The 19,576-nt window shown below is 73.2% G+C and carries 20 protein-coding genes; 6 read left to right on the top strand and 14 right to left on the bottom strand.

What is annotated here, in order from left to right:
• Positions 1-6: 6 nt before the first annotated feature.
• From aztD to aztB, 4 genes are all read right to left on the bottom strand, one after another.
• Positions 7-1,209: a zinc metallochaperone AztD gene (aztD, locus tag KBY47_RS07285; RefSeq protein WP_210920122.1), complete on the bottom strand. Its 1,203-nt coding sequence runs from the start codon at positions 1,207-1,209 to the stop codon at positions 7-9.
• A gap of 75 nt (positions 1,210-1,284) precedes the next feature.
• Positions 1,285-2,262 (bottom strand): zinc ABC transporter substrate-binding protein AztC, encoded by a 978-nt coding sequence (gene aztC / locus KBY47_RS07280; RefSeq protein ID WP_210920121.1) that lies wholly within the window; start codon positions 2,260-2,262, stop codon positions 1,285-1,287.
• On the bottom strand, positions 2,259-3,491 hold the full coding sequence (locus tag KBY47_RS07275; protein WP_210920120.1) for a hypothetical protein: 1,233 nt from the start codon (positions 3,489-3,491) through the stop codon (positions 2,259-2,261). The genes aztC and KBY47_RS07275 overlap by 4 nt, the downstream gene beginning before the upstream one ends.
• Before the next feature lie 21 nt (positions 3,492-3,512).
• Positions 3,513-4,367 carry a zinc ABC transporter permease AztB gene (gene aztB, locus KBY47_RS07270; protein WP_210920119.1) on the bottom strand — a complete coding sequence of 285 codons (855 nt, stop codon included), beginning with the start codon at positions 4,365-4,367 and terminating at the stop codon, positions 3,513-3,515.
• Between the two features lie 15 nt (positions 4,368-4,382).
• Here aztB and aztA point away from each other — a divergent pair, with 15 nt between their 5' ends.
• Both aztA and rpmF read left to right on the top strand, forming a co-directional pair.
• Complete coding sequence (aztA, locus tag KBY47_RS07265) at positions 4,383-5,126, top strand: zinc ABC transporter ATP-binding protein AztA (protein WP_210920118.1); 744 nt, start codon at positions 4,383-4,385, stop codon at positions 5,124-5,126.
• Between the two features lie 53 nt (positions 5,127-5,179).
• Positions 5,180-5,350, top strand: a complete 171-nt coding sequence (rpmF, locus tag KBY47_RS07260) for a 50S ribosomal protein L32 (RefSeq protein ID WP_210920117.1) — start codon at positions 5,180-5,182, stop codon at positions 5,348-5,350.
• Here rpmF and KBY47_RS07255 read toward each other — a convergent pair.
• The 10 genes from KBY47_RS07255 to sigJ form a co-directional block, all read right to left on the bottom strand.
• Positions 5,330-7,855 carry an FtsX-like permease family protein gene (locus KBY47_RS07255; RefSeq protein ID WP_210920116.1) on the bottom strand — a complete coding sequence of 842 codons (2,526 nt, stop codon included), beginning with the start codon at positions 7,853-7,855 and terminating at the stop codon, positions 5,330-5,332. The two genes, rpmF and KBY47_RS07255, sit on opposite strands and share 21 nt — an antisense overlap.
• Positions 7,852-8,673 (bottom strand): ABC transporter ATP-binding protein, encoded by an 822-nt coding sequence (locus KBY47_RS07250; protein ID WP_210920115.1) that lies wholly within the window; start codon positions 8,671-8,673, stop codon positions 7,852-7,854. The genes KBY47_RS07255 and KBY47_RS07250 overlap by 4 nt, the downstream gene beginning before the upstream one ends.
• A 133-nt stretch (positions 8,674-8,806) precedes the next feature.
• The gene (locus KBY47_RS07245; RefSeq protein ID WP_210920114.1) at positions 8,807-9,481 is read right to left on the bottom strand and encodes a response regulator transcription factor; all 675 of its coding nucleotides are present in this window, start codon (positions 9,479-9,481) and stop codon (positions 8,807-8,809) included.
• A complete protein-coding gene (locus KBY47_RS07240; protein ID WP_210920113.1) occupies positions 9,478-10,674 on the bottom strand; it encodes a sensor histidine kinase in 1,197 nt (398 codons plus the stop codon). Before KBY47_RS07240 ends, KBY47_RS07245 begins: the two co-directional genes overlap by 4 nt.
• Entirely contained in the window at positions 10,674-11,741 is a 1,068-nt protein-coding gene (locus KBY47_RS07235) for an acyl-CoA desaturase (protein ID WP_210920112.1), read from the bottom strand. Before KBY47_RS07235 ends, KBY47_RS07240 begins: the two co-directional genes overlap by 1 nt.
• Before the next feature lie 135 nt (positions 11,742-11,876).
• Positions 11,877-13,067 carry an acyltransferase gene (locus KBY47_RS07230; protein WP_210920111.1) on the bottom strand — a complete coding sequence of 397 codons (1,191 nt, stop codon included), beginning with the start codon at positions 13,065-13,067 and terminating at the stop codon, positions 11,877-11,879.
• Complete coding sequence (locus KBY47_RS07225) at positions 13,067-14,041, bottom strand: alpha/beta hydrolase (RefSeq protein WP_210920110.1); 975 nt, start codon at positions 14,039-14,041, stop codon at positions 13,067-13,069. The genes KBY47_RS07230 and KBY47_RS07225 overlap by 1 nt, the downstream gene beginning before the upstream one ends.
• A gap of 115 nt (positions 14,042-14,156) precedes the next feature.
• Positions 14,157-14,615: a carboxymuconolactone decarboxylase family protein gene (locus KBY47_RS07220; protein WP_210920109.1), complete on the bottom strand. Its 459-nt coding sequence runs from the start codon at positions 14,613-14,615 to the stop codon at positions 14,157-14,159.
• Between the two features lie 44 nt (positions 14,616-14,659).
• The gene (locus KBY47_RS07215; protein WP_210920108.1) at positions 14,660-15,583 is read right to left on the bottom strand and encodes an NADP-dependent oxidoreductase; all 924 of its coding nucleotides are present in this window, start codon (positions 15,581-15,583) and stop codon (positions 14,660-14,662) included.
• Between the two features lie 163 nt (positions 15,584-15,746).
• The gene (sigJ, locus tag KBY47_RS07210; protein WP_210920107.1) at positions 15,747-16,637 is read right to left on the bottom strand and encodes an RNA polymerase sigma factor SigJ; all 891 of its coding nucleotides are present in this window, start codon (positions 16,635-16,637) and stop codon (positions 15,747-15,749) included.
• A gap of 94 nt (positions 16,638-16,731) precedes the next feature.
• On the opposite strand from sigJ, the gene KBY47_RS37335 reads away from it, so the two are divergent.
• Genes KBY47_RS37335 through KBY47_RS07190 form a run of 4 tightly spaced genes read left to right on the top strand, consistent with a single transcriptional unit; the run spans position 16,732 to position 19,540 of the window.
• Positions 16,732-16,989, top strand: a complete 258-nt coding sequence (locus tag KBY47_RS37335; RefSeq protein WP_374103058.1) for a helix-turn-helix domain-containing protein — start codon at positions 16,732-16,734, stop codon at positions 16,987-16,989.
• Positions 16,990-17,040: 51 nt separating this feature from the next.
• Entirely contained in the window at positions 17,041-17,556 is a 516-nt protein-coding gene (locus KBY47_RS07200) for a SigE family RNA polymerase sigma factor (protein WP_210920105.1), read from the top strand.
• Between the two features lie 11 nt (positions 17,557-17,567).
• Entirely contained in the window at positions 17,568-17,888 is a 321-nt protein-coding gene (locus KBY47_RS07195) for a hypothetical protein (RefSeq protein WP_210920104.1), read from the top strand.
• Positions 17,885-19,540, top strand: a complete 1,656-nt coding sequence (locus KBY47_RS07190) for a dolichyl-phosphate-mannose--protein mannosyltransferase (RefSeq protein WP_210920103.1) — start codon at positions 17,885-17,887, stop codon at positions 19,538-19,540. Before KBY47_RS07195 ends, KBY47_RS07190 begins: the two co-directional genes overlap by 4 nt.
• The last annotated feature ends 36 nt before the right edge of the window (positions 19,541-19,576 follow it).

Raw genomic sequence — 19,576 nt, 5'->3', positions numbered from 1 at the left:
GCGGGGTCAGTGTCCGGCGACGACGCCCGACAGCTCGTTGGTGCTCTCCGGCAGGGTGACGGAGGTGATCTTCTTCCCGGTCTCCAGGTCGATGGCGTGCAGGGCCTTGTCGCCGGGGTCGGAGACGTAGGCGGTGGCGTCGCGGACGAACAGGGTGGGCCGGGGCTGCTGCCAGTCCAGCGGCTCCTGCCAGCTGCCCACGGCCGGGATCTTCCTCTCGACCTTGCCGCTGTTCTCGTCGATGACGTGGATGGCGCCGTCCGTCCCGAGGACGAGGGCCTCGCCCTCCGGTCCGCGGGCGAGGGAGCGGAAGGAGTAGCTGACGCCGAGGTCGACGAGGCGCAGCTTCTTCTTCTCGGTGTCGATGAGGGAGACACGGGTGGGCCGCTCCAGCTCGGCCTCCGGGTCGGTCTTGTAGTCGCCGAGCAGGATCGGTGAGGCGTCGCTGCCGGACTGGTTGCCGATGCGGCCGTAGTCGTCGGGGGCGTCGATCTTGGTGAACTCGCCGTCCTGGTAGATCAGGATGCCGTCCTCGCAGCCGACGGCGACGGCCTCGTCCCGGGCGGCCGCCTCGCCGTGCACTCCGGGGCAGTTCTCGTTGCGGGTGATCTCCTTGTCGTTCTCGTCCAGCACCAGCGCGCCGGTCCGCTTCTCCTCGGTGCCCAGGGTGCTCAGCAGTTCTCCGCCCGCCAGTTCGATGGCGACTCCGTGGTGTGCCTCGGCGGAGGTGTACGTGCGGCCCTGCGGCTTCTTGCCCTTGCTCAGGTCGGCGGGGTCGAAGACGTTGACCTCTCCGGTGCCGTCGGTGAACAGCACGGTCCGGCCCGCGTGCCGGACGACGTGGCCGGGCTTGGCCCCCTCGTACTCGATGGAGGTGAAGTCCTGTGCGGTGGCGTCCAGGACGCGGAAGCCGGTGTCGGTGGAGACGATGACGTGGTCCTCGTCACCGGCCGGGTTGACCCGGTTGAAGCCGGGCAGCTCGATGGTCCGGGTCAGCTTCAGGCTCTCGCCGTCCAGGATGTACAGGCCGCCGTCGAAGGTGGCGACCAGCGGGTTCCTGACCTCGGTGGCGGGCGTGGCGCTCGGGGTGGCCTCGGCCTTGGCGTCAGAGGAGGAGGAGTCCGTGCCTCCGCAGGCGGTCAGCACGGTGGACACCGCCAGGGCGAGTGCCGCCCCCTTGAGGGCGTTGCCGGGTGTCGACTTGTTCATCGGTGTGTTCCTTTCTGTGCCGCGCTGTCGCGGCGGGGGGTGCACAGGGCTCGGGCCCGGTGGCGGCTGAGAGGGTCAGCCGGCGGTCAGGCCGTCGGTCATGGCGGTGGTGTTGGCGCGCATCATCCGCAGATAGGTGTCGGCGCCCCCGCCCTCGGCGGTCAGGGACTCCGAGTGGAGCTTCACGACCCGGACCCCGCCGCCCAGTTCGGTGCGCAGGACCTCGGCGAGCCGGGTGGGCTGGGAGGAGTCGGCGAAGACGGTCCGCACCCCGGCCTCCTCCATCGCCTCGGTGAGCGAGCGCAGGTCGGAGGAGCTGGGTGAGGCGAGGGTGGTGCCGCTGGGGATGACCGCGCCGATCACCCGGAGGCCGAAGCGGTGGGCCAGGTAGCCGAAGACGTGGTGGTTGGTCACCAGGGCGCGCCGGTCCTCGGGGACGCGTTCGAAGGACTTCTCCATCCAGGCGGTGAGGTCGGTGAGTCGTTCCTCGTAGCGTTCGGCCTGGGCGCGTATCGCGCTGTCGTCGACGCCGTCGACGTGCGCGATCACCTGGTCGGCTATCAGAGCGGTGGCCTTGCGGACCCGGTCGGGATCGGTCCAGAAGTGCGGATCGGGTTGGCCTTCCGCGTCCTCGGGGCCGCCGCCGTCGCCGGTGCGGAAGGTGAGCGGGTCGACCGCGTCGCCGACCGCGAAGGTGGCGACGCCGGAGTCGCGGGCGGCGTCCACGTGCCGCAGGACGTTCTCCTCCAGCCCCAGGCCGTTGTGGATGACGAGGTCCGCGCGTTCCAGCTCGGCGGCCTGCACCGCCGACAGGCCGAAGGAGTGCGGGTCGGCGTTGGGCTTCATCAGGACGGTGACGTCGGCCTCGTCTGCGACGATCTGCCTGGTGATGTCGCCGAGGATGTTGGTCGTGACGACGATGCGGGGCTGGTCCGTGCCGGTGGCGCAGGCGGTGGCGGCGGCGAGGGTGACGAGGGCGAGCAGGCCCAGGGCCAGAGCACGCAGCCGGGCCGCTCCCACCCGTACCCGCCGCTTCGCCGCGCTCCGGCTCATCGGCCGGTCTCCGCCATGAGCACCGGCTTCATGTCCAGGTCGAACGTGCGCGCGATGCGCAGGTCGTCGTTGTAGTCGATCTCGAACACCTTCTTGCGCTCGGGGGCGTTGACGTACGCGCGGCTGCGGTCGACCTCGATGACGGGAGCCCTGCCGGTACGGGCTTTCGCCGTCAGGAGCGGCTCGGTCCGTGCGGTCTGTCGGCCGGTGGCGATGTCGTAGCCGTGCAGCGCGCCGTCGGTCTCCAGGACGAGCAGCGGGGAGCCCTCGCCGGCGGTGCTGGCGGCGATGACGGGGCCGGTCTCCACCCGGGTCCAGCTCCGTTCGGTGACGTCCAGGACCCATACGGCGTCGTCGCCGGCCGGTGCGGTGAGGGTGTCGCTGCCGGGTCGCTGGCGGAAGGAGGTGGCCCGTTCCCACGCCGCCACGTCCTCGTCGTAGGGGATCTCCTCGACGGTGAAGGCGCCGTCCTCCTCACGGACGAGCAGGGCGCCGTCGGCGCAGCCCAGCACCACGCCGCGCCGGGTGAGGGCGTCACCGCGCGGCTCCTCGCACCCCGCGGCCGGGGCGGCGACCGGCTCGCCCTCCCGGTCGAGGACGACGGGCCGCGCGGTGCCGTCCTCGTCCGGCTGGAGGGCGATCAGGTGCTCTTCGTACGGCACCACGGCGCCGGTGTGGGTCCCGGGCAGTGTCCGCAACGACGTGATCCGCCCCTCCTCCAGCCCGGCGCGGTCGTAGAGGACGGTGCGTCCTCGCTCGTCGGTGACGGCGGTGACGGCGGGGTCGCTGCGCACCTGTGCCTCGCGGGCCGCGGGCAGCCCGCCCAGGTCACGTACCGCCGCGCTGTAGTAGTGGACGTGGTCGCCGTGGTCCACCATCCAGGTGCCGCTGTCGAGGACGTGTGTGCCGTCGGCGGTGTGGAGGTAGCCGAACCGTCCGTCCGTGCCCAGCCGGACGGCACCCGCCACCCGGGCGGTGCTGTGCACGTCGCCGGTGATGAGGTCGAGGACCTGGCTGTCCCCGCTGCCGGGGTCGTTGAGGAGCAGCCGGGACTGCTGTTCGGCGGCCTCCCGCGCGCCCTCGACATAGCCGTGCGGGGCGGCGGAGGAGGAACTCGCGGCTGGCGGCCGGGGGTCGTCGCCCTTCCCTCCCGCGCAACCGGCGGTGAGCAGTGCGGTGGACACCAGTGCGACCGATATCCAAGGAGTGACGTTTCTGCGGACGGTCATGACGATCGCTTCAGGCTTCTTTCAGGGGACTTCGGTGGCGGGAACGGGGGCGGGTCGCGCACAGCGGTGCCATAGCGCGGACAGCGCGTGGGAGACGAAGAAGAGGCTCACCGCGAGTGCCGAGACGGTCGCTCCGGCGGCGGTGCCCAGGTGCCAGGAGAGCAGCAGGCCGCCGAACGTGGCGGTGACGCCGAGCAACGCGGCCAGCGCCATGACCCCGCGGACACCGCGCGCCCACGGCAGGGCCGCAGCGGGGGGCGCGATGAGCAGTCCGAGGACGAGCAGCGTTCCCACGATGTGGAACGAGGCCACGATGGCCAGTCCGAGCAGGCCGAGCTGCACGGCGTGGGCGAGGCGCGGGCGCAGCCCGAGGGTCTGGGCCTTGCGCGGGTCGAAGGTCAGGGCCAGGAAGGCCCGGTGGCCGAGGACCGACACCGCCAGCGCCGCGCACAACGCGGCCCCGAGGGCGTAGAGGTCCTGCTGCCGGACGGCGAGCACATCGCCGAAGAGGAAGCCGGTCAGGTCCACGGCGAAGGACTGCGAGCGCGACACGATGATCACGCCGAGCGAGAGCAGGCCGACGAAGAGCAGCCCGATGCCGGTGTCCTGGGACAGCCTGGGCGTACGGCCGAGCGCGGTGACACCCGCCGTCATGACGGCGGCGCTGACCACGGCACCCACGAGCAGGTTCCCGCCGAGCAGGGCCGCCAGCGCGACTCCCGGCAGCAGCCCGTGGGACATGGCGTCGCCCAGGAAGGCCATCCCCCTGAGCACCACCCAGGTGCCCGCCAGCGCGCAGATCGCGGACACGAGCATCCCGCCCCACAGGGCTCGTTGCACGAAGGTCACCTCGAAGGGTGCCGTCAACCAATCCATGGCGAGGACACTACAATGAAAACCATGTTCAACAAACCAGGCCCCTCCCCCACCGCTGTCCGGGAACGGACGGCGCACATCCGCTTCACCGCGTTGTGCGCCGGATATCCAGGGCGGCCCGTGCTGCGTCAACTCAGCGCGGAGATAACGAAGTTCACGACCACGGCGCTCGTCGGCCCGAACGGCAGCGGCAAGTCGACCCTGCTCGGTGTGCTCGCCGGTGTGATCCGCCCGACATCCGGCACACTGCGCCTCGACGGAGAACGGCCGCCCGCGTTCGTACCGCAGCGCGGAGCCGTCGGCGACAGCCTGCCGCTCACCGTCCGGCAGACCGTGGAGATGGGGCGCTTCGGCGAGCGCGGCCCGTGGCGCCGGCTGACCCGCCGGGACCACGCGATCGTGGCCGCCGCGCTCGACCGGCTCGGCATCGGCGGCCTCGCCTCACGCCAACTGGGTGAACTGTCGGGCGGGCAGCGTCAACGGGTCCTCCTCGCCCAGGGGTTGGCACAGCAGTCGGACCTGCTGCTCCTCGACGAACCGACCACGGGCCTCGACCCGGAGGCGAGGGAACGGATCGGGGTCCTGCTGGCGACGCTCGTCGCGGACGGCGTGACCGTCGTCCAGGCCACCCACGACCTCCAGGCCGCACGCACGGCGGACGCCTGCCTCCTGCTCCGGGAAGGCCGCCTTGCCGGGCACGGGCACCCGGACCAGGTCCTCACCGCCTCGCCGCCCGCCCCGTCCTGGCAGCCACTCTGAAGCGCTCCCCCTCTTCTCCCCCCGTTTCCGTTCCGTTCGAAAGGACCCCTGTCATGGCCGTTCCCAAGCGCAAGAAGTCCCGCAGCAACACCCGTCACCGCCGGGCCCAGTGGAAGGCGAGCGCCCCGCGTCTGGTGGAGGTGACGGTGAACGGCGTGACCCACCGCGTTCCCCAGCACCTCGTCCCCGCCTACCGGCGCGGGCTACTGGACGCGGAGGGCTGAGTCGCGCAGTGCCGCGCGGCCCGGCAGGGTCACGGAGAGGAGGCCGAGGGTCACCGCGGTGGCGGCGAACGCCGCGTAGAGCAGCGGGGGTACGTGCGGTGACTCGCCCGTCAGGCCGCGCGTCATCGGCGTCAGCGTGATCACGGCGATGGTGGTGCCCAGGAACACGCCCGCCACCGACACCAGCAGGCTCTCCCAGTGGAGCATGCGGAGCACCTGCCGGCGGGTGGAGCCCACCAGGCGGAGCGCGGCCAGTTCGCGACGGCGGTCCAGGACCGTCATCACCAGGGTGTTGGCGGCGGCGACGGCGGCGAAGCCGCCCAGGACGGCGGCCATCGTGTAGTTGGCCCAGGCGCCGAGTGCACGGTCCACGTCCCGCTCCACGGCATGGCCCGAGGCATCCGTGACCCTGCCCAGCGCGGCGAGCGGTCCGGCGTCGCCGCCGCGTACCAGCAGCGTGCTGTCGAAGGCAGATGTGACGTGTCCGGCGAGGGACGCCCGGTCCATGGTCACCGCCGCCAGGCCCAGGCCACGGCCGTAGACCGCGACGACCTCCGGGCGGGCCTCGGTGCCGTCGGGGAGGTAGAGCGGCAGTTCGTCGCCGACCTCCACCCGAGCCGCGGCGGCGAGGGTCCGGTCGATGGCGATACGGCCCCTGCCCACGCGGTCCAGGCTGCCCTCGCGTACGTCCAGGTCCTGCACCTCGGCGAGTCGGGCGCCGGAGGCTGAGACACCCTGGGCCGCCGCGCCCTGGAGCGATGTCTCGCCTGCGGAGCGGACGGGCACCAGCACCTGGGTGTCGAGCAGGCTCACCGCCGCTTCGACGCCGGGAGCGCGGGCGGCCCGGGCGGCGGCGTCGCCGGGCAGGCCCGCCGGGTTCGTGACGACATGGTCGGCCGTGATGCCGTCGCGCAGCTGTTCCGCGGCGACATGGCTCTCGCTGGTGTGCAGGAAGACGAGCGTCGAGGCGAACGCCATGGCGAGGACGATCGGCGTGATCGCGGAGGCCAGACGGCGGGCGTTGGTACGGGAGTTGGCGGCGGCCAGCGACGCCGACGCGCCGCCGCCCCGGAGCAGCAGGCCGAAGACCGCCGCGCACAGCCGGGCCACCAGCGGGCCGAGCAGGGCGACGGCGAGCATGAGGCACATGACGACGCCGAGGGCGGCGTTGGCCGCGTCGGCACCGGCGGCGGAGGCGGCGACGCCGGCCAGGGCCACTCCGCCGCCGAGGGCCGCGAGACCGAGGACGACCCGGACGACGCCCGGCCGCGCCCGCTCCACCGAGGCCTCGGTGAGCGCCTGTCCCGGCTTGGTCCTGGCGGGCCCGCGTCCGGCCGTCCAACCGGCGCCGAGCGCGGTGAGCAGTCCCGTCCCCACGGCGACGAGCAGCGGTATCCAGGACACGTGCAGGTCGACCGCCTCCGGGACGGCCCCGCGGTCCTTCAGCTGCCCGAACCACCAGTCGGCCAGCGCGATGCCGGGCAGACATCCGACCAGCCCGGCGAGCGGCGCGACGAGCAGCGCTTCGGCGGCGACCGCGCGGCGGATCTGCCGGGGCGTGGCACCGACGGCGCGCAGCAGCGCGAACTCGCGGGTGCGCTGGCCGACGGAGAGGGCGACGGTGCCGGCCGCGGTGAAGACGGCGACCAGGGTGGCGATCCCGCCGAAGGAGCCGCCGAGCGCGATGAGCGTCTCCTTGGCGTACGCCAGGCCCCGGTCCTCGACCTCGCCGCGGCCGTCGCCGGTGTGCACCCGAGCGCCGGAGCCGGAGAGTGCCTTCGCGACGGCGGCGGCGAGGGTACGGGTGTCGGTGCCGTCCGCGGGCAGTACGGCGATGGCGTCGGCCTTGCCGGGGTGTCCGGCGAGTGCGGGTGCCTCGGCGTCGGCGAACCAGGCGGTGGCCGTGGAGCCGACCGCGGCGCCCGTCCCCGCGAGGTCCCCGGCCCCTGCCCTGGCAAGTCCCGACACCCTGAACTCGGCACGCCCGGCGGCTGTTTCGAGTACGACGGTGCCGCCGACGTCGGCCCGCGCGGTACGGGCGGCGGCGTCGAGCACGACCTCGCCCGGGCGGGGTGCGGCGCCCGCGGTCAGCGCGGTGCCGGTGAAGGCGTGCGAGCCCCAGCCGTGGCCGGTGAGCGCCCCGGTGCCGCCCTGTCGTACCGGGAAGGTGAAGTCGGGCACCGCGGTCCCGGCACCCGGTGCCCGGGCGGCCTTCGCCGCGAGCCCGGTGTCCACGCGGGCGGTGTCCGGCAGCGGGTACGCGGTCTCCTCGGGACCGTCGACGGTGTCGCTGACGAGTCGTGCGGACTGGTCCGCCGCCGCGACGACGGGTGCCCGCGCGTACCGCTCGGCGGGCACCGAGGCACGGACGCCGGTCTCCAGGAGGACACCGCAGGCCGCGACGATCAGCGCCGACATCAGCAGCGCGACGAACGTGCCCGCGAACGACGCGGGCCTGAAGCGTACGGCCGCGCGGGCGAGGCCGTTCGGGGCGAGGCTCCTCATGCCGCGGCCCCCGCCATGGCGCCCGTGCGGTCGGTGAGTGCCGCCATCCGTGCCGCGATCCGTGCCGCCGAGCCGCGCTCCAGGCCGCCGACGAAGGCGCCGTCGGCGAGGAACAGCACCCGGTCGGCCCAGGCGGCCGCGGCCGGGTCGTGGGTGACCATGACGACCGTGGCGCCGAGTACGTCCACCGCGTGCCGGAGCAGACCGAGGACCTCGGTGGCGGTGCCGGTGTCGAGGGCGCCGGTGGGTTCGTCCGCGAAGATCACGTCGGGTGCGGTGACCAGGGCGCGGGCGATGGCGACGCGCTGCTGCTGGCCGCCGGAGAGTTCGCCGGGTCGGCGCCGCGCCTTGTCGGCGAGCCCGACCTGCGCGAGTACGGCCGCCGCGCGGCGCTGGTCCGGGCGTTGTCCGGCGAGGCGCAGGGGCAGCAGGACGTTCTGTTCCACGGTCAGCGACGGCAGCAGGTTGAACGCCTGGAAGACGAAGCCGAGGCGGCTGCGGCGCAGTTCGGTGAGCCGGTTCTCGCTCATGCCGGTGATCTCCGTGCCGCCGAGGCGCACGGATCCCGCGGACGGCCGGTCGAGCCCGGCGGCGCACTGGAGGAAGGTGGACTTGCCGGACCCGGACGGGCCCATGACCGCGGTGAACGTGCCGCGCGGGAGGGCGAGGTCGACGCCCGCGAGGGCGTGCACGGCGCCCGCGCCACGGCCGTACCGCCGCCGGACACCGCGCAGTTCGACGGCGAGAGCGGGTGCGGCGGCCCGGGGCGTCTCGGGGCCGTCGTCCGCCTGCTGTCGCTTGCCGCCTCGTAGCCTCATGTTCGGCCCTTTCGTGGTCTTCTCGTGTGGATGGGTCGGAGTGTGGGGGAACGGGTGGGGGCGCGGCGTCATACCCGGGAGCCGATGGGGAGGCGCTACCCCGGTAGGGGGTGGTGGTGCGGGCCGCCGCGTCCTACTCCCCCGGGACGACCAGGCCCGATTCGTACGCGAACACCACCGCCTGGGCGCGGTCGCGCAGGTCGAGCTTGGTGAGGACGCGGCTCACATGGGTCTTCACCGTCTGCTCGGCCAGTACCAGCGTCTCCGCGATCTCCGCGTTGGACCGGCCGCGGGCGACCAGGGTGAGGACTTCCGTCTCGCGTTCCGTCAGAAGCTTGCGCCGCAGCGCGGGTCTGCCCCGGGCGGGGGGACGCTGCCGGGCGAAGTCCGCGATGAGACGGCGCGTCACGGAGGGTGCGAGCAGGGCGTCGCCCGAGGCCACGACCCGTACCGCCGCGATGAGGTCGGCCGGTGGCGCGTCCTTCAGCAGGAAGCCGCTCGCGCCCGCCCGCAGCGCCTCGTAGACGTAGTCGTCGACGTCGAAGGTGGTGAGCATCAGGACGCGCGGCCGGTGTGTCACGCCCGGCGGGGGCAGCAGGAGGCGGCGCGCGGCCTCCAGGCCGTCCATCTCGGGCATCCGGACGTCCATCAGCACGACGTCGGGGTGCGTGCGCCTGCTCAGCTCGACGCCCCGCGCCCCGTCGGGGGCCTCGCCCACCACGTCGATGTCGCTCTGGGCGGCCAGCAGGGCGGCGAAACCTGCCCGCACCATGGCCTGGTCGTCGACGATGATGACGCGCGTCGTCATGTCAGGTCCTCTCCGGTCAGGGGAATTCGGGCGGCCACCCGGAAGCCGCCGTCCGGCAACGGCCCGGTGTCCAGTTCGCCGCCGACCAGCCGCACCCGCTCGCGCATGCCGACGAGGCCGTGGCCCGTGCCGTTCTTCTCCAGGGGCACGGTGTGCGGTGCGGGCGGCGGGCCGTTCACGACGAGGACGGTGAGCCGTGCGGCGTCCACGGACACCGACACCTGGGTCGGTGCCCCCGGCGCGTGCCGTACGACGTTCGCGAGGGCCTCCTGGACGACGCGGTACGCGGACAGGCCCACCGCCTCGGGGACGTCGGCGTCGCGGGCGGCGAACTCCACCGGCACGCCCGCCCGCGCCGTCGCCTCCACCAGCTGTCCGATCCGCTTCAGGCCCGGCTGGGGCGCCAGTTCGCCGTGCGCCTCCTCGTTGCGCAGCACGCCGAGGAGCCGTCGCATCTCGCCGAGCGACTCGCGCGCGGTCGCCGCGATGGCCGTGAACTCCTCCCGCACCTGCGGCGGCAGCCCGTCGAGGCGGTACGCCGCGGAGTCCGCCTGGACCGTGATGACGGACATGTGGTGCGCGACCACGTCGTGCAGCTCGCGTGCGATACGGGCGCGTTCCTCCAGCAGGGTCCGCCGTCCGCGCTCGGCCTCGCTGATCGTCTCCTGTTCGGCCAGTCTGCGCTGTGCCTCGTACCGCTCGCGGAGCGCACCGCCGAGGACGAGGGCGACGCCGCTGAGGACGGTGAGCAGGACGCTCGTGTCGCTGGTGCCGTCGGGTGCGGCCAGTGCCAGGCCGGTGCTCGCGCCCGCCGTCGCCAGCCACACCAGCGCCAGTGTCCGGCGCGGCTCGCGCAGGCCGAGGGCGAGGCAGAGACCGAGGTAGCCGACGATCTCCATGGGCGGGAACGGCCACACCTGCTGCCGCTCCAGGTCGGTGGTGAGCAGGGTTAGTGCCCCGGCCACGTCGGCGGCGAGGATCACCCACCAGGCCCGCAGCGGGCGGACGACGGCGAGCAGCAGCGGTGCCGTCTGTCCGACGGCGAGGGCACCCGCGACGCCGCCGTTGAGGTGGTAGTCGTTGCCGAGCACCTGGACGGTGGTGGGCAGCAGGACGACGCACAGCACGAACGCCACGCCCCAGGGCAGCAGCCGTACCCATCGCCGCGACGCCCCCGCGAGCAGCGCGGGCATCAGATGTCGGCACGCAGTGGTTCTCCCACTTCGTGCATGTGCCGCAGTGCCTGACGGTAGGAGTCGACGAGGCCGGTCTCGGCGTAGGGGATACCGAGGTCGCGGCAGTGGGCCTTCACCATGGACTGGGCGAGCCGCAGGTTGGGGCGGGGCATGCTGGGGAACAGGTGGTGCTCTATCTGGTAGTTGAGGCCGCCGAGGAACCAGTCGGTGAGGGCGCCGCCCTCGATGTTGCGGGAGGTGAGGACCTGGCGGCGCAGGTGTCCCCACTTCTCGCCGTCCGGGTCGGGCATGTCCATGCCCTTGTGGTTGGGTGCGAAGGCCAGGCCCAGGTGCAGCCCGAACAGGGCCTGGTGGAGGGCGGCGAAGACCAGGGCGTGCGGGAGCGGCATGGTCGTCAGGAGCAGGGTGGCGTACCCGGCGGCATGGGCGAGGAGGAGCGTGCCCTCCACCAGGCGCTCGCGGCCGGTCTGGCGGCGCAGGTCACGGAAGCCGTGGAGCTTCAGGGCGAGGCCTTCGAGGAGGGTGAGGGGGAAGAAGAGCCATGCCTGGTGGCGGGTGAGCCAGCCGCGGAAGCCGGTGCGGGTGGCGGCCTGTCCGCTGGTGAAGACGAGCACGTCGGCGGCGACGTCCGGGTCCTTGTCGATGTGGTTGGGGTTGGCGTGGTGGCGGTTGTGCTTGTCGTTCCACCACGCGTAGCTCATGCCGAGCAGCAGGTTGCCGTGGACGAGTCCGATACGGCGGCTGGTGGCGCGGTTCCCGCTGATCTGGCCGTGGCCCGCGTCATGGCCGATGAACGCCGTACGGGCGCACAGCACGGCGAGAACGGGCGCGAGGACGAGCACCCACCAGGAGCCGCCGATGAGCGCCATGCCGGTGACGACGGCGGCCAGGGCGAGCGCGTTGGTCACCATGGTGCGCGCGTACCAGCCGGTGCGCCGGTCGAGCAGTTCCTGTCCCTTGACGTCGCGCAGCAACGGTGTGAACTCGCTGCCCGTCTCCGGTCGGGTGTGCGTCGCGGTGGCCTTCTCGGGGTGCGGCAGAACTGCTTCGCCGGCCAAGGACATGGGTGTACTCCGTGGATTGTGGGTGGTCGCGGTTTCGATGCGGCGCGTGGCCCGTCGGTCCGGCTGGAATGAACGTACGGATCAGGGGCGTTGGCGGGCCATGGAGCCATCCCCCGGCTGATCAGGGGGGATCCTTCACGCTGGGGGTGGGGTTATCCGCAGCACGGCACGGCGGGTGGTGGTGGTGCGGTCCCCTGGGGTCTCCAGGGGCCGGGCGAACCGCGCGATCACCACGAGCAGCCCGGCGAGGAGCGGCAGCCAGGCCAGCCGGGCGAGGATCCATCCGGCCGTGTCCGGCGCGGTGGTCAGGCCCGGGACCTCACCGGCGTACGAGGCGGGCACCGCGGCGGCGAGCAGCGCGGTCTGGTGCCAGCACAGGATCGTCATCGCCGACAGGTTGACGATCACCACCGGCGCCCACAGGACGGGGTGCCGCAGCAGCCGGGCCAGCCGGTCGCGCAGCAGGATCGCCGCCCCGCACTGGACGGCCGCCAGCGCCAGGACCAGCAGGGACGGCGGGTGGGAGTTGGTCCGGGACGCGCCGGGCACACCCACCATCGACACCGGGTAGTGGAAGGCCAGCAGCAGGGTGGCGAACAGCGCGGCGCCGCCCGCGCCCAGCAGCCACGCCGTCCGGCGGCCCAGCCTCCGGTCCGCCCAGCACACGCCCAGCTGGTAGGCGAACATCCAGCCCGGCAGCAGGTTGAGCACGCTCACCCAGGACGGCATCGCGTCCCCGTACGGCCCGTACCGCAGGAAGTCGACCACCGCGACCGAGCCCAGCAGCAAAGCCGCCGACCAGGGGCCGAGGCGCCGCGAGGCACGGACGCAGTACGGCGTGAGGGCCGTGATCACGGCGTAGACGCCGACGAACCACAAGGGCTGGACGACCAGGGTCGACGCGGTGCGCAGGGTGGCGGCCGGGACGCCCAGGCCGTGGTGGAGGACGGGGAGCAGCAGCGCCCACACGGCGGTGACGCCGAGGACCGGGCGGCCCAGGCGGATGAACCGGCCGGTGATCCACTCGCGTGCCGAGCCCTTGCGGCGCCGGTAGGAGAGGTACGAGGAGTAGCCGCCGACCAGGAAGAAGATGCCCAGCGTCTGGAGGACCCAGCTGATCGGGGCGAGGGTCCCGAAGGTGGCGAGCGGGCTGGCGTTGTGCAGGCCGCCGCCGGTGTCGAGGGTGAAGCCGCCGAGCAGCCAGTGCCCGGTCGGGACGGCCAGCAGCGCCAGCGCGCGCAGGCCGTCGACGGCGCGGTCGCGGTGGGCGGGGGTCCGCTCGTCGATCCCGGCGCTGAGCTTCACGAGTGTCGTGGGGGTGCGCATCACATCTCCCCGTCGGCGATGGCCGCGAACGCGGCAAGGGTGGAGGTGCCGGGGGCGAAGTAGGCGTCGTGCGCCGGGACGTCGTCGGCGGGCAGGACGGTCGCGCCGAAGCCGGGCGAGGTGGGGTCCGCGCCGTGGCCGAGGCCCAGGAACTCGACGTGGGGGACGCGTCCGATCCAGTCGTCCGGGGACTTCGCCGCCCAGACGTGGGCGTCGGTGCGGAGTGCGGTGACGTCGTCGGCGCGCATGCCGGGTGAGCCCATGACGACGATGTCGCTCGCGTCGGTGCCGGGGGCGGCGAGGCCGCAGACCACCGAGCCGTAGCTGTGGCAGAAGAGGGCGGGGACGGGCAGGCCCACCGCGTCCAGGCCGTCGGTGAGCCGGCGGAGCCGCTCGGCGCCGCCCTCGGCGAGCCGCCCCGTGGCCAGGTCCGGGCCGATGCCGGAGGGGGTGGTGTAGCCGACCCAGGCGATGACGGCGGTGTCGGCGCCCGCCGCCTCCTGGAGGTCGGCGGCCCACCGCGCCGTACGGTCGGACCTGGAGAGGTCGGTGTCCGAGCCGGGGACGATCACGGAGACATGGGCGGCGTGCTCCAGGTCGCCCACGACGCGTGCGATCAGGCCCCGGCCGCGTGGGTCGTACGCCAGGACCTGGTCGCCCGCGGCGGCGTTGGCCTGGTAGCGGAGGTGTACGGGGGCGCCGTCGAGGTTGCCCACCACGGTGGGGTGGTCCGCGACGAGCCGCCGCCGCTGAGCCTCGGTCAGACCGTCGAAGAAGACCGCCACTTCGGACGGGGTGGCCGTGGCGGGGTCCGGCAGCCGCCTGCCCAGGGAGCCGTCCGCCAGCCAGGCGGCGGTGCCGGGCAGCGGACCGCTCGGCGGGCTCTGGCCGCTCACCGGGCCCCAGGCCGCCGTGCCACCGACCAGCAGTGTGGTCAGTACGGCGGTGGTCAGCATCCTCCTGAAGCGGCGCATCCGTCCGTCTCCCTCCGTCTCGTCCGTGGCGACGGGAGGAAGGTAGGAAGGCCGTCAGGCGTGGGGCGTCACACCGGGGAGCCAACTCGGCGGTGCTACCCCGGTAGGGGGTGGGTCAGTCGCCGACGGGGTACCGGCTGGTGACGGCGACGCGGTTGAAGGCGTTCATCACGGTCGCCAGCCACGCGACCGCCGAGATCTGGTCCGGGGTGAGCACGGTCGCGGCCGCGGCGAAGTCCTCGTCGCTGACGTGTCCGTCCGGTACGCGGGTGATCGCCTCGGTCAGGCGGAGGGCGGCGCGGTCGGTCGCGGAGAAGTAGCCGGTCTCCGCCCAGGCGGGCAGCACGGCGATGCGGTCGGGGTTCTCGCCCTTCTTGAGGGCGTCCTGGGTGTGCATGCGCAGGCAGAACGCGCAGCCGTTGATCTGGGAGGCGCGGATTCTCAGCAGCTCGACCAGCAGCGGGTCGAGGCCCGCCGCGGCGGTGGCCTGTTCCACCTCCGCGGACAGGGCGATGAGGGCCTTGTAGGCGGCCGGGTGCTGCTTGCCCATGTGGACGCGCTGGGGGTCGGTCATGATTCCTTCGATCGTCGAGAAGTACGGGGGTGCGGGTGACGCGTTCAGTCCTGCGCGACCCGGATGATCGTCCTGCCCCCGGTGCGCGGCGCGCCGGGCGCGAACGCGGCGGGTGCCTCGTCGAGTGGCCGCACCGCGCCGATGGCCGGGGTGAGCCGACCGTCCCTCACCCTGGCGGCGAGATCGGCGAGCCGGGCGCGGTCGGGTTCGACGACGAAGAAGACCGCCCGCCCGTCCTCGGGCCTGACCGTGGGCGGCATGGCGACGCTGACCAGCGTGCCCCCGGCGCGGACCAGGGCGGCAGAGCGGTCGAGGACGTCACCGCCGATGACGTCGAACACGAGGTCGACCTCGCCGACGTCCTCCAGCTTCTCGCTCTCCAGGTCGACGTAGGTGTCGACGCCGAGGGCGAGTGCCCTGTCCCGGCCGGAGGCCCGGCCGGTGCCGATGACCCGGGCGCCCACCTCGCGGGCGAGCTGTACCGCGAGGGAGCCGACGCCGCCCGCGGCGCCGTGGACCAGGACGGTCTGGCCCGTGGTGAGGCGGCCGTGGTCGAACAGGCCCTGCCAGGCGGTCAGTCCGGAGATCGGCAGCGCGGCGGCCACGGTGTGGTCGATGTCCGCGGGCAGCGGGGCTAGGTTGCGGGCCTCCACCGCGGTGTACTCCGCGAGCGTGCCGTCACGGGTCCAGTCGGCCAGGCCGAACACCCGCTGTCCGGCGGTCAGGCCGGTGGTGCCGTAGCCCAGCTCCACGACGACGCCGGACAGCTCGTGACCGGGCACGCTCGGCGTCCGGTCACGACCGGCGCGGTCGGTCCAGGTGGCGGGCCAGTCCAGCTCGCCGGGGGTGAAACCGGCGGCGTGCACCCGCACGACCACGTCGTTCTCGGCGGCGTGGGGGTGGGGCAGATCGGTCAGGGACATCCCGGCGGGACCGGCGGCGCGGTCCCGCACAGTGATGGCTTTCATACGGGGTCCTTACTCAGGCGGGGGCGGCGTCGAGTGAAGGGCTCTCTCCTGCTCCCTCGTCGCCCGTGGTGCGTTCTCATCAGGGAGACGAGGTGACCCCCGCGAGTGTGACGGCTCAGGTCCGAACGAGTGTGACGGCTCGGACCCGAACGAGTTCGTCCGCTCAGACCCGCACGAGTTTGTCGGGATTGAGGACCCGGCGGTACGCGGTGATCAGACCGTCGGTGATCTGCACCGTGTCCACGGAGTAGACCCGGCCCTCCCGGTGGAACACGAGGGCCAGCTCGCCGCCGACCTCGGCGAAGTCGATCCGGTCCGGGCGCCACTGGCGCCCCGTGCGCACCATGACCCCGGCGACGCGCTCGCCGCCGTGGATGAGCTTGCGGGCGGCGAAGGCCTTGCCGCCGCCGTCGGTGACGTAGACGGCGTCCGGGTGCAGCAGTCTGACCAGTCCGGCCAGGTCCCCGGCCTCGTAGGCGGCACGGAAGACGGTGAGGAGGCGTTCGCGCTCCTCCTTCGACGCCGAGGGCGTGGACTCCTTCGCCTTGGCGACCCGCCGCCTCGCCCGGGAGGCGAGCTGCCGCGCCCCGGGCACGGAGACGTCCAGCACCTCGGCGATCCGGCCGAACTCCAGACCGAAGACGTCGTGCAGGACGAAGGCCACCCGCTCCGGCGGGCTCAGCTCCTCCATGATCAGGAGCATCGCCGAACTGACGGACTCGTCGACGAGTACCGGCTGCGAGGCGTCCGGCCCCGTCAGCAGCGGCTCCGGCAGCCACGGCCCGACATAGGACTCCCGGCGGACACGGGCGCTCTTGAGGATGTCGTACGACCGCCGCGAGGCGACCGTCACCAGCCAGGCCCGCAGATCACCGACGTCCCGCAGATCAGCTCCGGCCGCCCTGAGCCACACGTCCTGGGTCACGTCCTCGGCGTCGGCGACACTTCCCAGCAGCCGGTAGGCCACACCGAAGACCGCGGGCCGGTGCCGCTCCCATTCGGCTCCGAGCGGGTCCGCCTGCCCGGACCGTCCGGACGCGTGCCCGTCACCCATGCCGATCCCGGCCTCCTTAGGCTCCCCGCGACGTCGTGTGTCATCGCGCCCTGATCAACTCGGCCAGGGAGCACCGAGGATACGCTCGACGGTGGTGGTGCGCCGGATCCACTCACCCAGCGAACTCGCCAAGTACCTCGATGTGAGCCCCCGGCATCTCACGCGCCTCTTCAGGGACGAGCTGTCCACCACCCCGGCCCGGCACGTGGAGACGATCAGGTTCGACTTGGCGAAGGCCCTGCTCGACCAGGGGCACACCGCGACCCGGACGGCGTCCCTCGCCGACCGAAGACCTGTGACCCACACCACACAACTGGGGTGCATAGCGCGGCGGGTGCCAGTGCCTTTGTAAAGGTGTCGGGGACATGTCCGTGGTCGGCAGAGAGGCGAGGGGTCGGCGCTGATGGGGGGAGGGCGGGCGGAGGAGTTCGACCGCTTCGTGACGGCTCGGTGGTCGGCGTTGCTCCACCTGGCCCGGCTGCTCACCGGTGGAGACCGGCACCGGGCGGAGGACCTCTTGCAGGAGGCTCTGGTCAAACTGTGGTTCGCCTGGCCGAAGGTGGCCGGGCAGGCGCCCGAGGCGTATGTGCGCCGGGTCCTGGCCCGTGCCGCCGCCCGCTCGGCACGCCGCCGATGGTGGGGCGAGCACCCGGTGGAGCGGCTGCCCGATCCGCCCGGGGCCGCCGACGAGACCGCCGCCGTGGACGAACGGAGCCGTCTGGAGGCCATGCTGGCGTTGCTGCCCGCGCGGCAGCGGGCCGCTGTGGTGCTGCGCTACTACCAGGACCTGCCCGAGCAGCAGGTCGCCCAGGCGCTGGGGTGCCCGGTGGGTACCGCGCGTTCCCTGACGGCCCGCGGCGTCGCACGGTTGCGGCGGCTTCTGGCTGACGCGGTCGAACCGGCCGAACCGGTCGAGTGAGGAGGCACGCCATGGATCGTTTCGAGCAGGAGCTGGCCCGCATGATGCGTGACAGCCAGGAGGACGCACCGTTCGAGGACCGGCACCGCCGTCACCTCCGGGCCGCCGTGCGTGCCCGGCAGCGGGTGCGGGCGGCCTGTGTGGCCACCGGTTCCGTGCTGGCCCTCGCGGCACTCGGAGCCGCGCTACTGGTCCTGCCGAACGTCTTCACCGAGGGCGGCCCCGCCTCTCCCCGGCCCCGGCCGGTGACCTCCGCCGAGTCGGTCCCCACGCCACCGACGGCCCGCCCCGCGTCCGGTGCCGAGCGAGCGCCGGTACCGGCCCGCACATGACGGACACCCTGCGCCGCTCCGGGCACGAGCGACGGCCCCCCACCCCCGTACGCGACCGCCTCGTCCCCCCTTTCCCCGAGCCGGGGCCGCGGTTGTGGCGCGCGCTCGGGCTGCCCCCGGCCGCGGGGGCCCGGCTCGCCCGGTGGTCGGGGTGGGGCGGGCCGGTGCTGGTGGCTCTCCTCGCCGGGGTGCTGCGCTTCTGGCGGCTGGGCAGTCCGCGGGCGCTCGTCTTCGACGAGACGTACTACGCCAAGGACGCCTGGTCCCTGCTGCGACTCGGCTACGAGGGCACCTGGCCGGACCGCAAGGCCGCCGACCCGCAGATCCTCGCCGACCCCCAGGTGATCCCGCTCTCCGACAGCGGGGCCTTCGTCGCGCACCCGCCGACCGGCAAGTGGGTGATCGCCCTCGGCGAGTGGATGTTCGGCCTGGAGCCCTACGGCTGGCGCTTCATGACGGCGCTGCTCGGCACGCTGTCGGTGCTGATGCTGTGCCGGATCGGCCGCCGCCTGTTCCGTTCGACCGCGCTGGGCTGCCTGGCCGGAACGCTGCTGGCGCTGGACGGCCTGCACTTCGTGATGAGCCGCCACGCCCTGCTCGACCTCGTCGTCATGTTCTTCGTCCTGGCGGCGTTCGGGTGCCTGCTCCTCGACCGCGACAGCGCGCGGGCCCGGCTCGCGGCGGCCCTCCCGCCCGACGCGCACGGCCGGGTACGCCCCGACGGCCCCACCGGCGACCGGGCCGGGACGGGAGTACGCCCCTGGCGGCTGGCGGCCGGTGCCCTCCTGGGTCTGGCGGCCTCGACGAAGTGGAACGGCCTGTACTTCCTCGCGTTCTTCGTGGTCCTCACCCTGCTGTGGGACGTCGGCGCACGCCGGGTGGCCGGTGCCTACCGCCCGTACCGCGCCGTCCTCCGCAAGGACCTGGGCTGGTCGGTGCTGTCCCTCGTACCGGTCGCCGTCGTGACGTACCTGTCGGCCTGGACGGGCTGGTTCCTCTCCGACAAGGGCTACGGACGCCACTGGGCCGACGGCCGCGGCGGGCCCTGGTCGTGGATACCGGCCCCGCTGCGCAGCCTGTGGCACTACGAGTACGGCGTGTACCAGTTCAACGTGGGCCTGCACACGCCCCACACGTACGAGTCGAACCCCTGGAGCTGGCTGGTCCTCGGCCGCCCCGTGCTCTTCTCCTACGAGTCCCCGAAGGCGGGAACGGCCGACTGCCACACGACCGACGACTGCTCACAGGCGATCCTCGCCCTCGGCACTCCCCTGCTGTGGTGGTCGGCGTGCGGCGCCCTCGTGTACCTGCTCCACCGGTGGGCCCTGCGCCGCGACTGGCGCGCGGGCGCCGTGCTGTGCGCGGTGGCCGCCGGTTACCTGCCCTGGTTCCTGTACCAGGACCGCACGGTCTTCTCCTTCTACGCGGTCGTCTTCGTGCCGTACCTGTGCCTGGCGCTCACCATGACCCTGGGCGCCCTGCTGGGCCCACCGGGCGCATCCGCCGGGCGCCGCAGGAACGGCGCACTGGCCGCGGGCGTGCTCGTCCTTCTGATCGCCTGGAGTTTCATCTACTTCTTCCCGGTCTACACCGGCCAGACGATCCCGTACGGGGACTGGCGGGCCAGGATGTGGCTGGACACCTGGATCTGACCGAGCACCTCAGCATGGGCCACATATGCCCTTTTT

Origin of the sequence: Streptomyces sp. B93, assembly GCF_018070565.1 — a bacterium.
Classification (GTDB): Bacteria; Actinomycetota; Actinomycetes; order Streptomycetales; family Streptomycetaceae; genus Streptomyces.
This window is presented reverse-complemented; position numbering and strand designations above follow the sequence as displayed.

Bases quoted from the DNA above. Each gene is read 5' to 3' on its own strand.
- aztD (WP_210920122.1), bottom strand. From the start codon at position 1,209: ATGAACAAGTCGACACCCGGCAACGCCCTCAAGGGGGCGGCACTCGCC.
- aztC (WP_210920121.1), bottom strand. From the start codon at position 2,262: ATGAGCCGGAGCGCGGCGAAGCGGCGGGTACGGGTGGGAGCGGCCCGG.
- KBY47_RS07275 (WP_210920120.1), bottom strand. From the start codon at position 3,491: ATGACCGTCCGCAGAAACGTCACTCCTTGGATATCGGTCGCACTGGTG.
- aztB (WP_210920119.1), bottom strand. From the start codon at position 4,367: ATGGATTGGTTGACGGCACCCTTCGAGGTGACCTTCGTGCAACGAGCC.
- aztA (WP_210920118.1), top strand. From the start codon at position 4,383: ATGAAAACCATGTTCAACAAACCAGGCCCCTCCCCCACCGCTGTCCGG.
- rpmF (WP_210920117.1), top strand. From the start codon at position 5,180: ATGGCCGTTCCCAAGCGCAAGAAGTCCCGCAGCAACACCCGTCACCGC.
- KBY47_RS07255 (WP_210920116.1), bottom strand. From the start codon at position 7,855: ATGAGGAGCCTCGCCCCGAACGGCCTCGCCCGCGCGGCCGTACGCTTC.
- KBY47_RS07250 (WP_210920115.1), bottom strand. From the start codon at position 8,673: ATGAGGCTACGAGGCGGCAAGCGACAGCAGGCGGACGACGGCCCCGAG.
- KBY47_RS07245 (WP_210920114.1), bottom strand. From the start codon at position 9,481: ATGACGACGCGCGTCATCATCGTCGACGACCAGGCCATGGTGCGGGCA.
- KBY47_RS07240 (WP_210920113.1), bottom strand. From the start codon at position 10,674: ATGCCCGCGCTGCTCGCGGGGGCGTCGCGGCGATGGGTACGGCTGCTG.
- KBY47_RS07235 (WP_210920112.1), bottom strand. From the start codon at position 11,741: ATGTCCTTGGCCGGCGAAGCAGTTCTGCCGCACCCCGAGAAGGCCACC.
- KBY47_RS07230 (WP_210920111.1), bottom strand. From the start codon at position 13,067: ATGCGCACCCCCACGACACTCGTGAAGCTCAGCGCCGGGATCGACGAG.
- KBY47_RS07225 (WP_210920110.1), bottom strand. From the start codon at position 14,041: ATGCGCCGCTTCAGGAGGATGCTGACCACCGCCGTACTGACCACACTG.
- KBY47_RS07220 (WP_210920109.1), bottom strand. From the start codon at position 14,615: ATGACCGACCCCCAGCGCGTCCACATGGGCAAGCAGCACCCGGCCGCC.
- KBY47_RS07215 (WP_210920108.1), bottom strand. From the start codon at position 15,583: ATGAAAGCCATCACTGTGCGGGACCGCGCCGCCGGTCCCGCCGGGATG.
- sigJ (WP_210920107.1), bottom strand. From the start codon at position 16,637: ATGGGTGACGGGCACGCGTCCGGACGGTCCGGGCAGGCGGACCCGCTC.
- KBY47_RS07200 (WP_210920105.1), top strand. From the start codon at position 17,041: ATGGGGGGAGGGCGGGCGGAGGAGTTCGACCGCTTCGTGACGGCTCGG.
- KBY47_RS07195 (WP_210920104.1), top strand. From the start codon at position 17,568: ATGGATCGTTTCGAGCAGGAGCTGGCCCGCATGATGCGTGACAGCCAG.
- KBY47_RS07190 (WP_210920103.1), top strand. From the start codon at position 17,885: ATGACGGACACCCTGCGCCGCTCCGGGCACGAGCGACGGCCCCCCACC.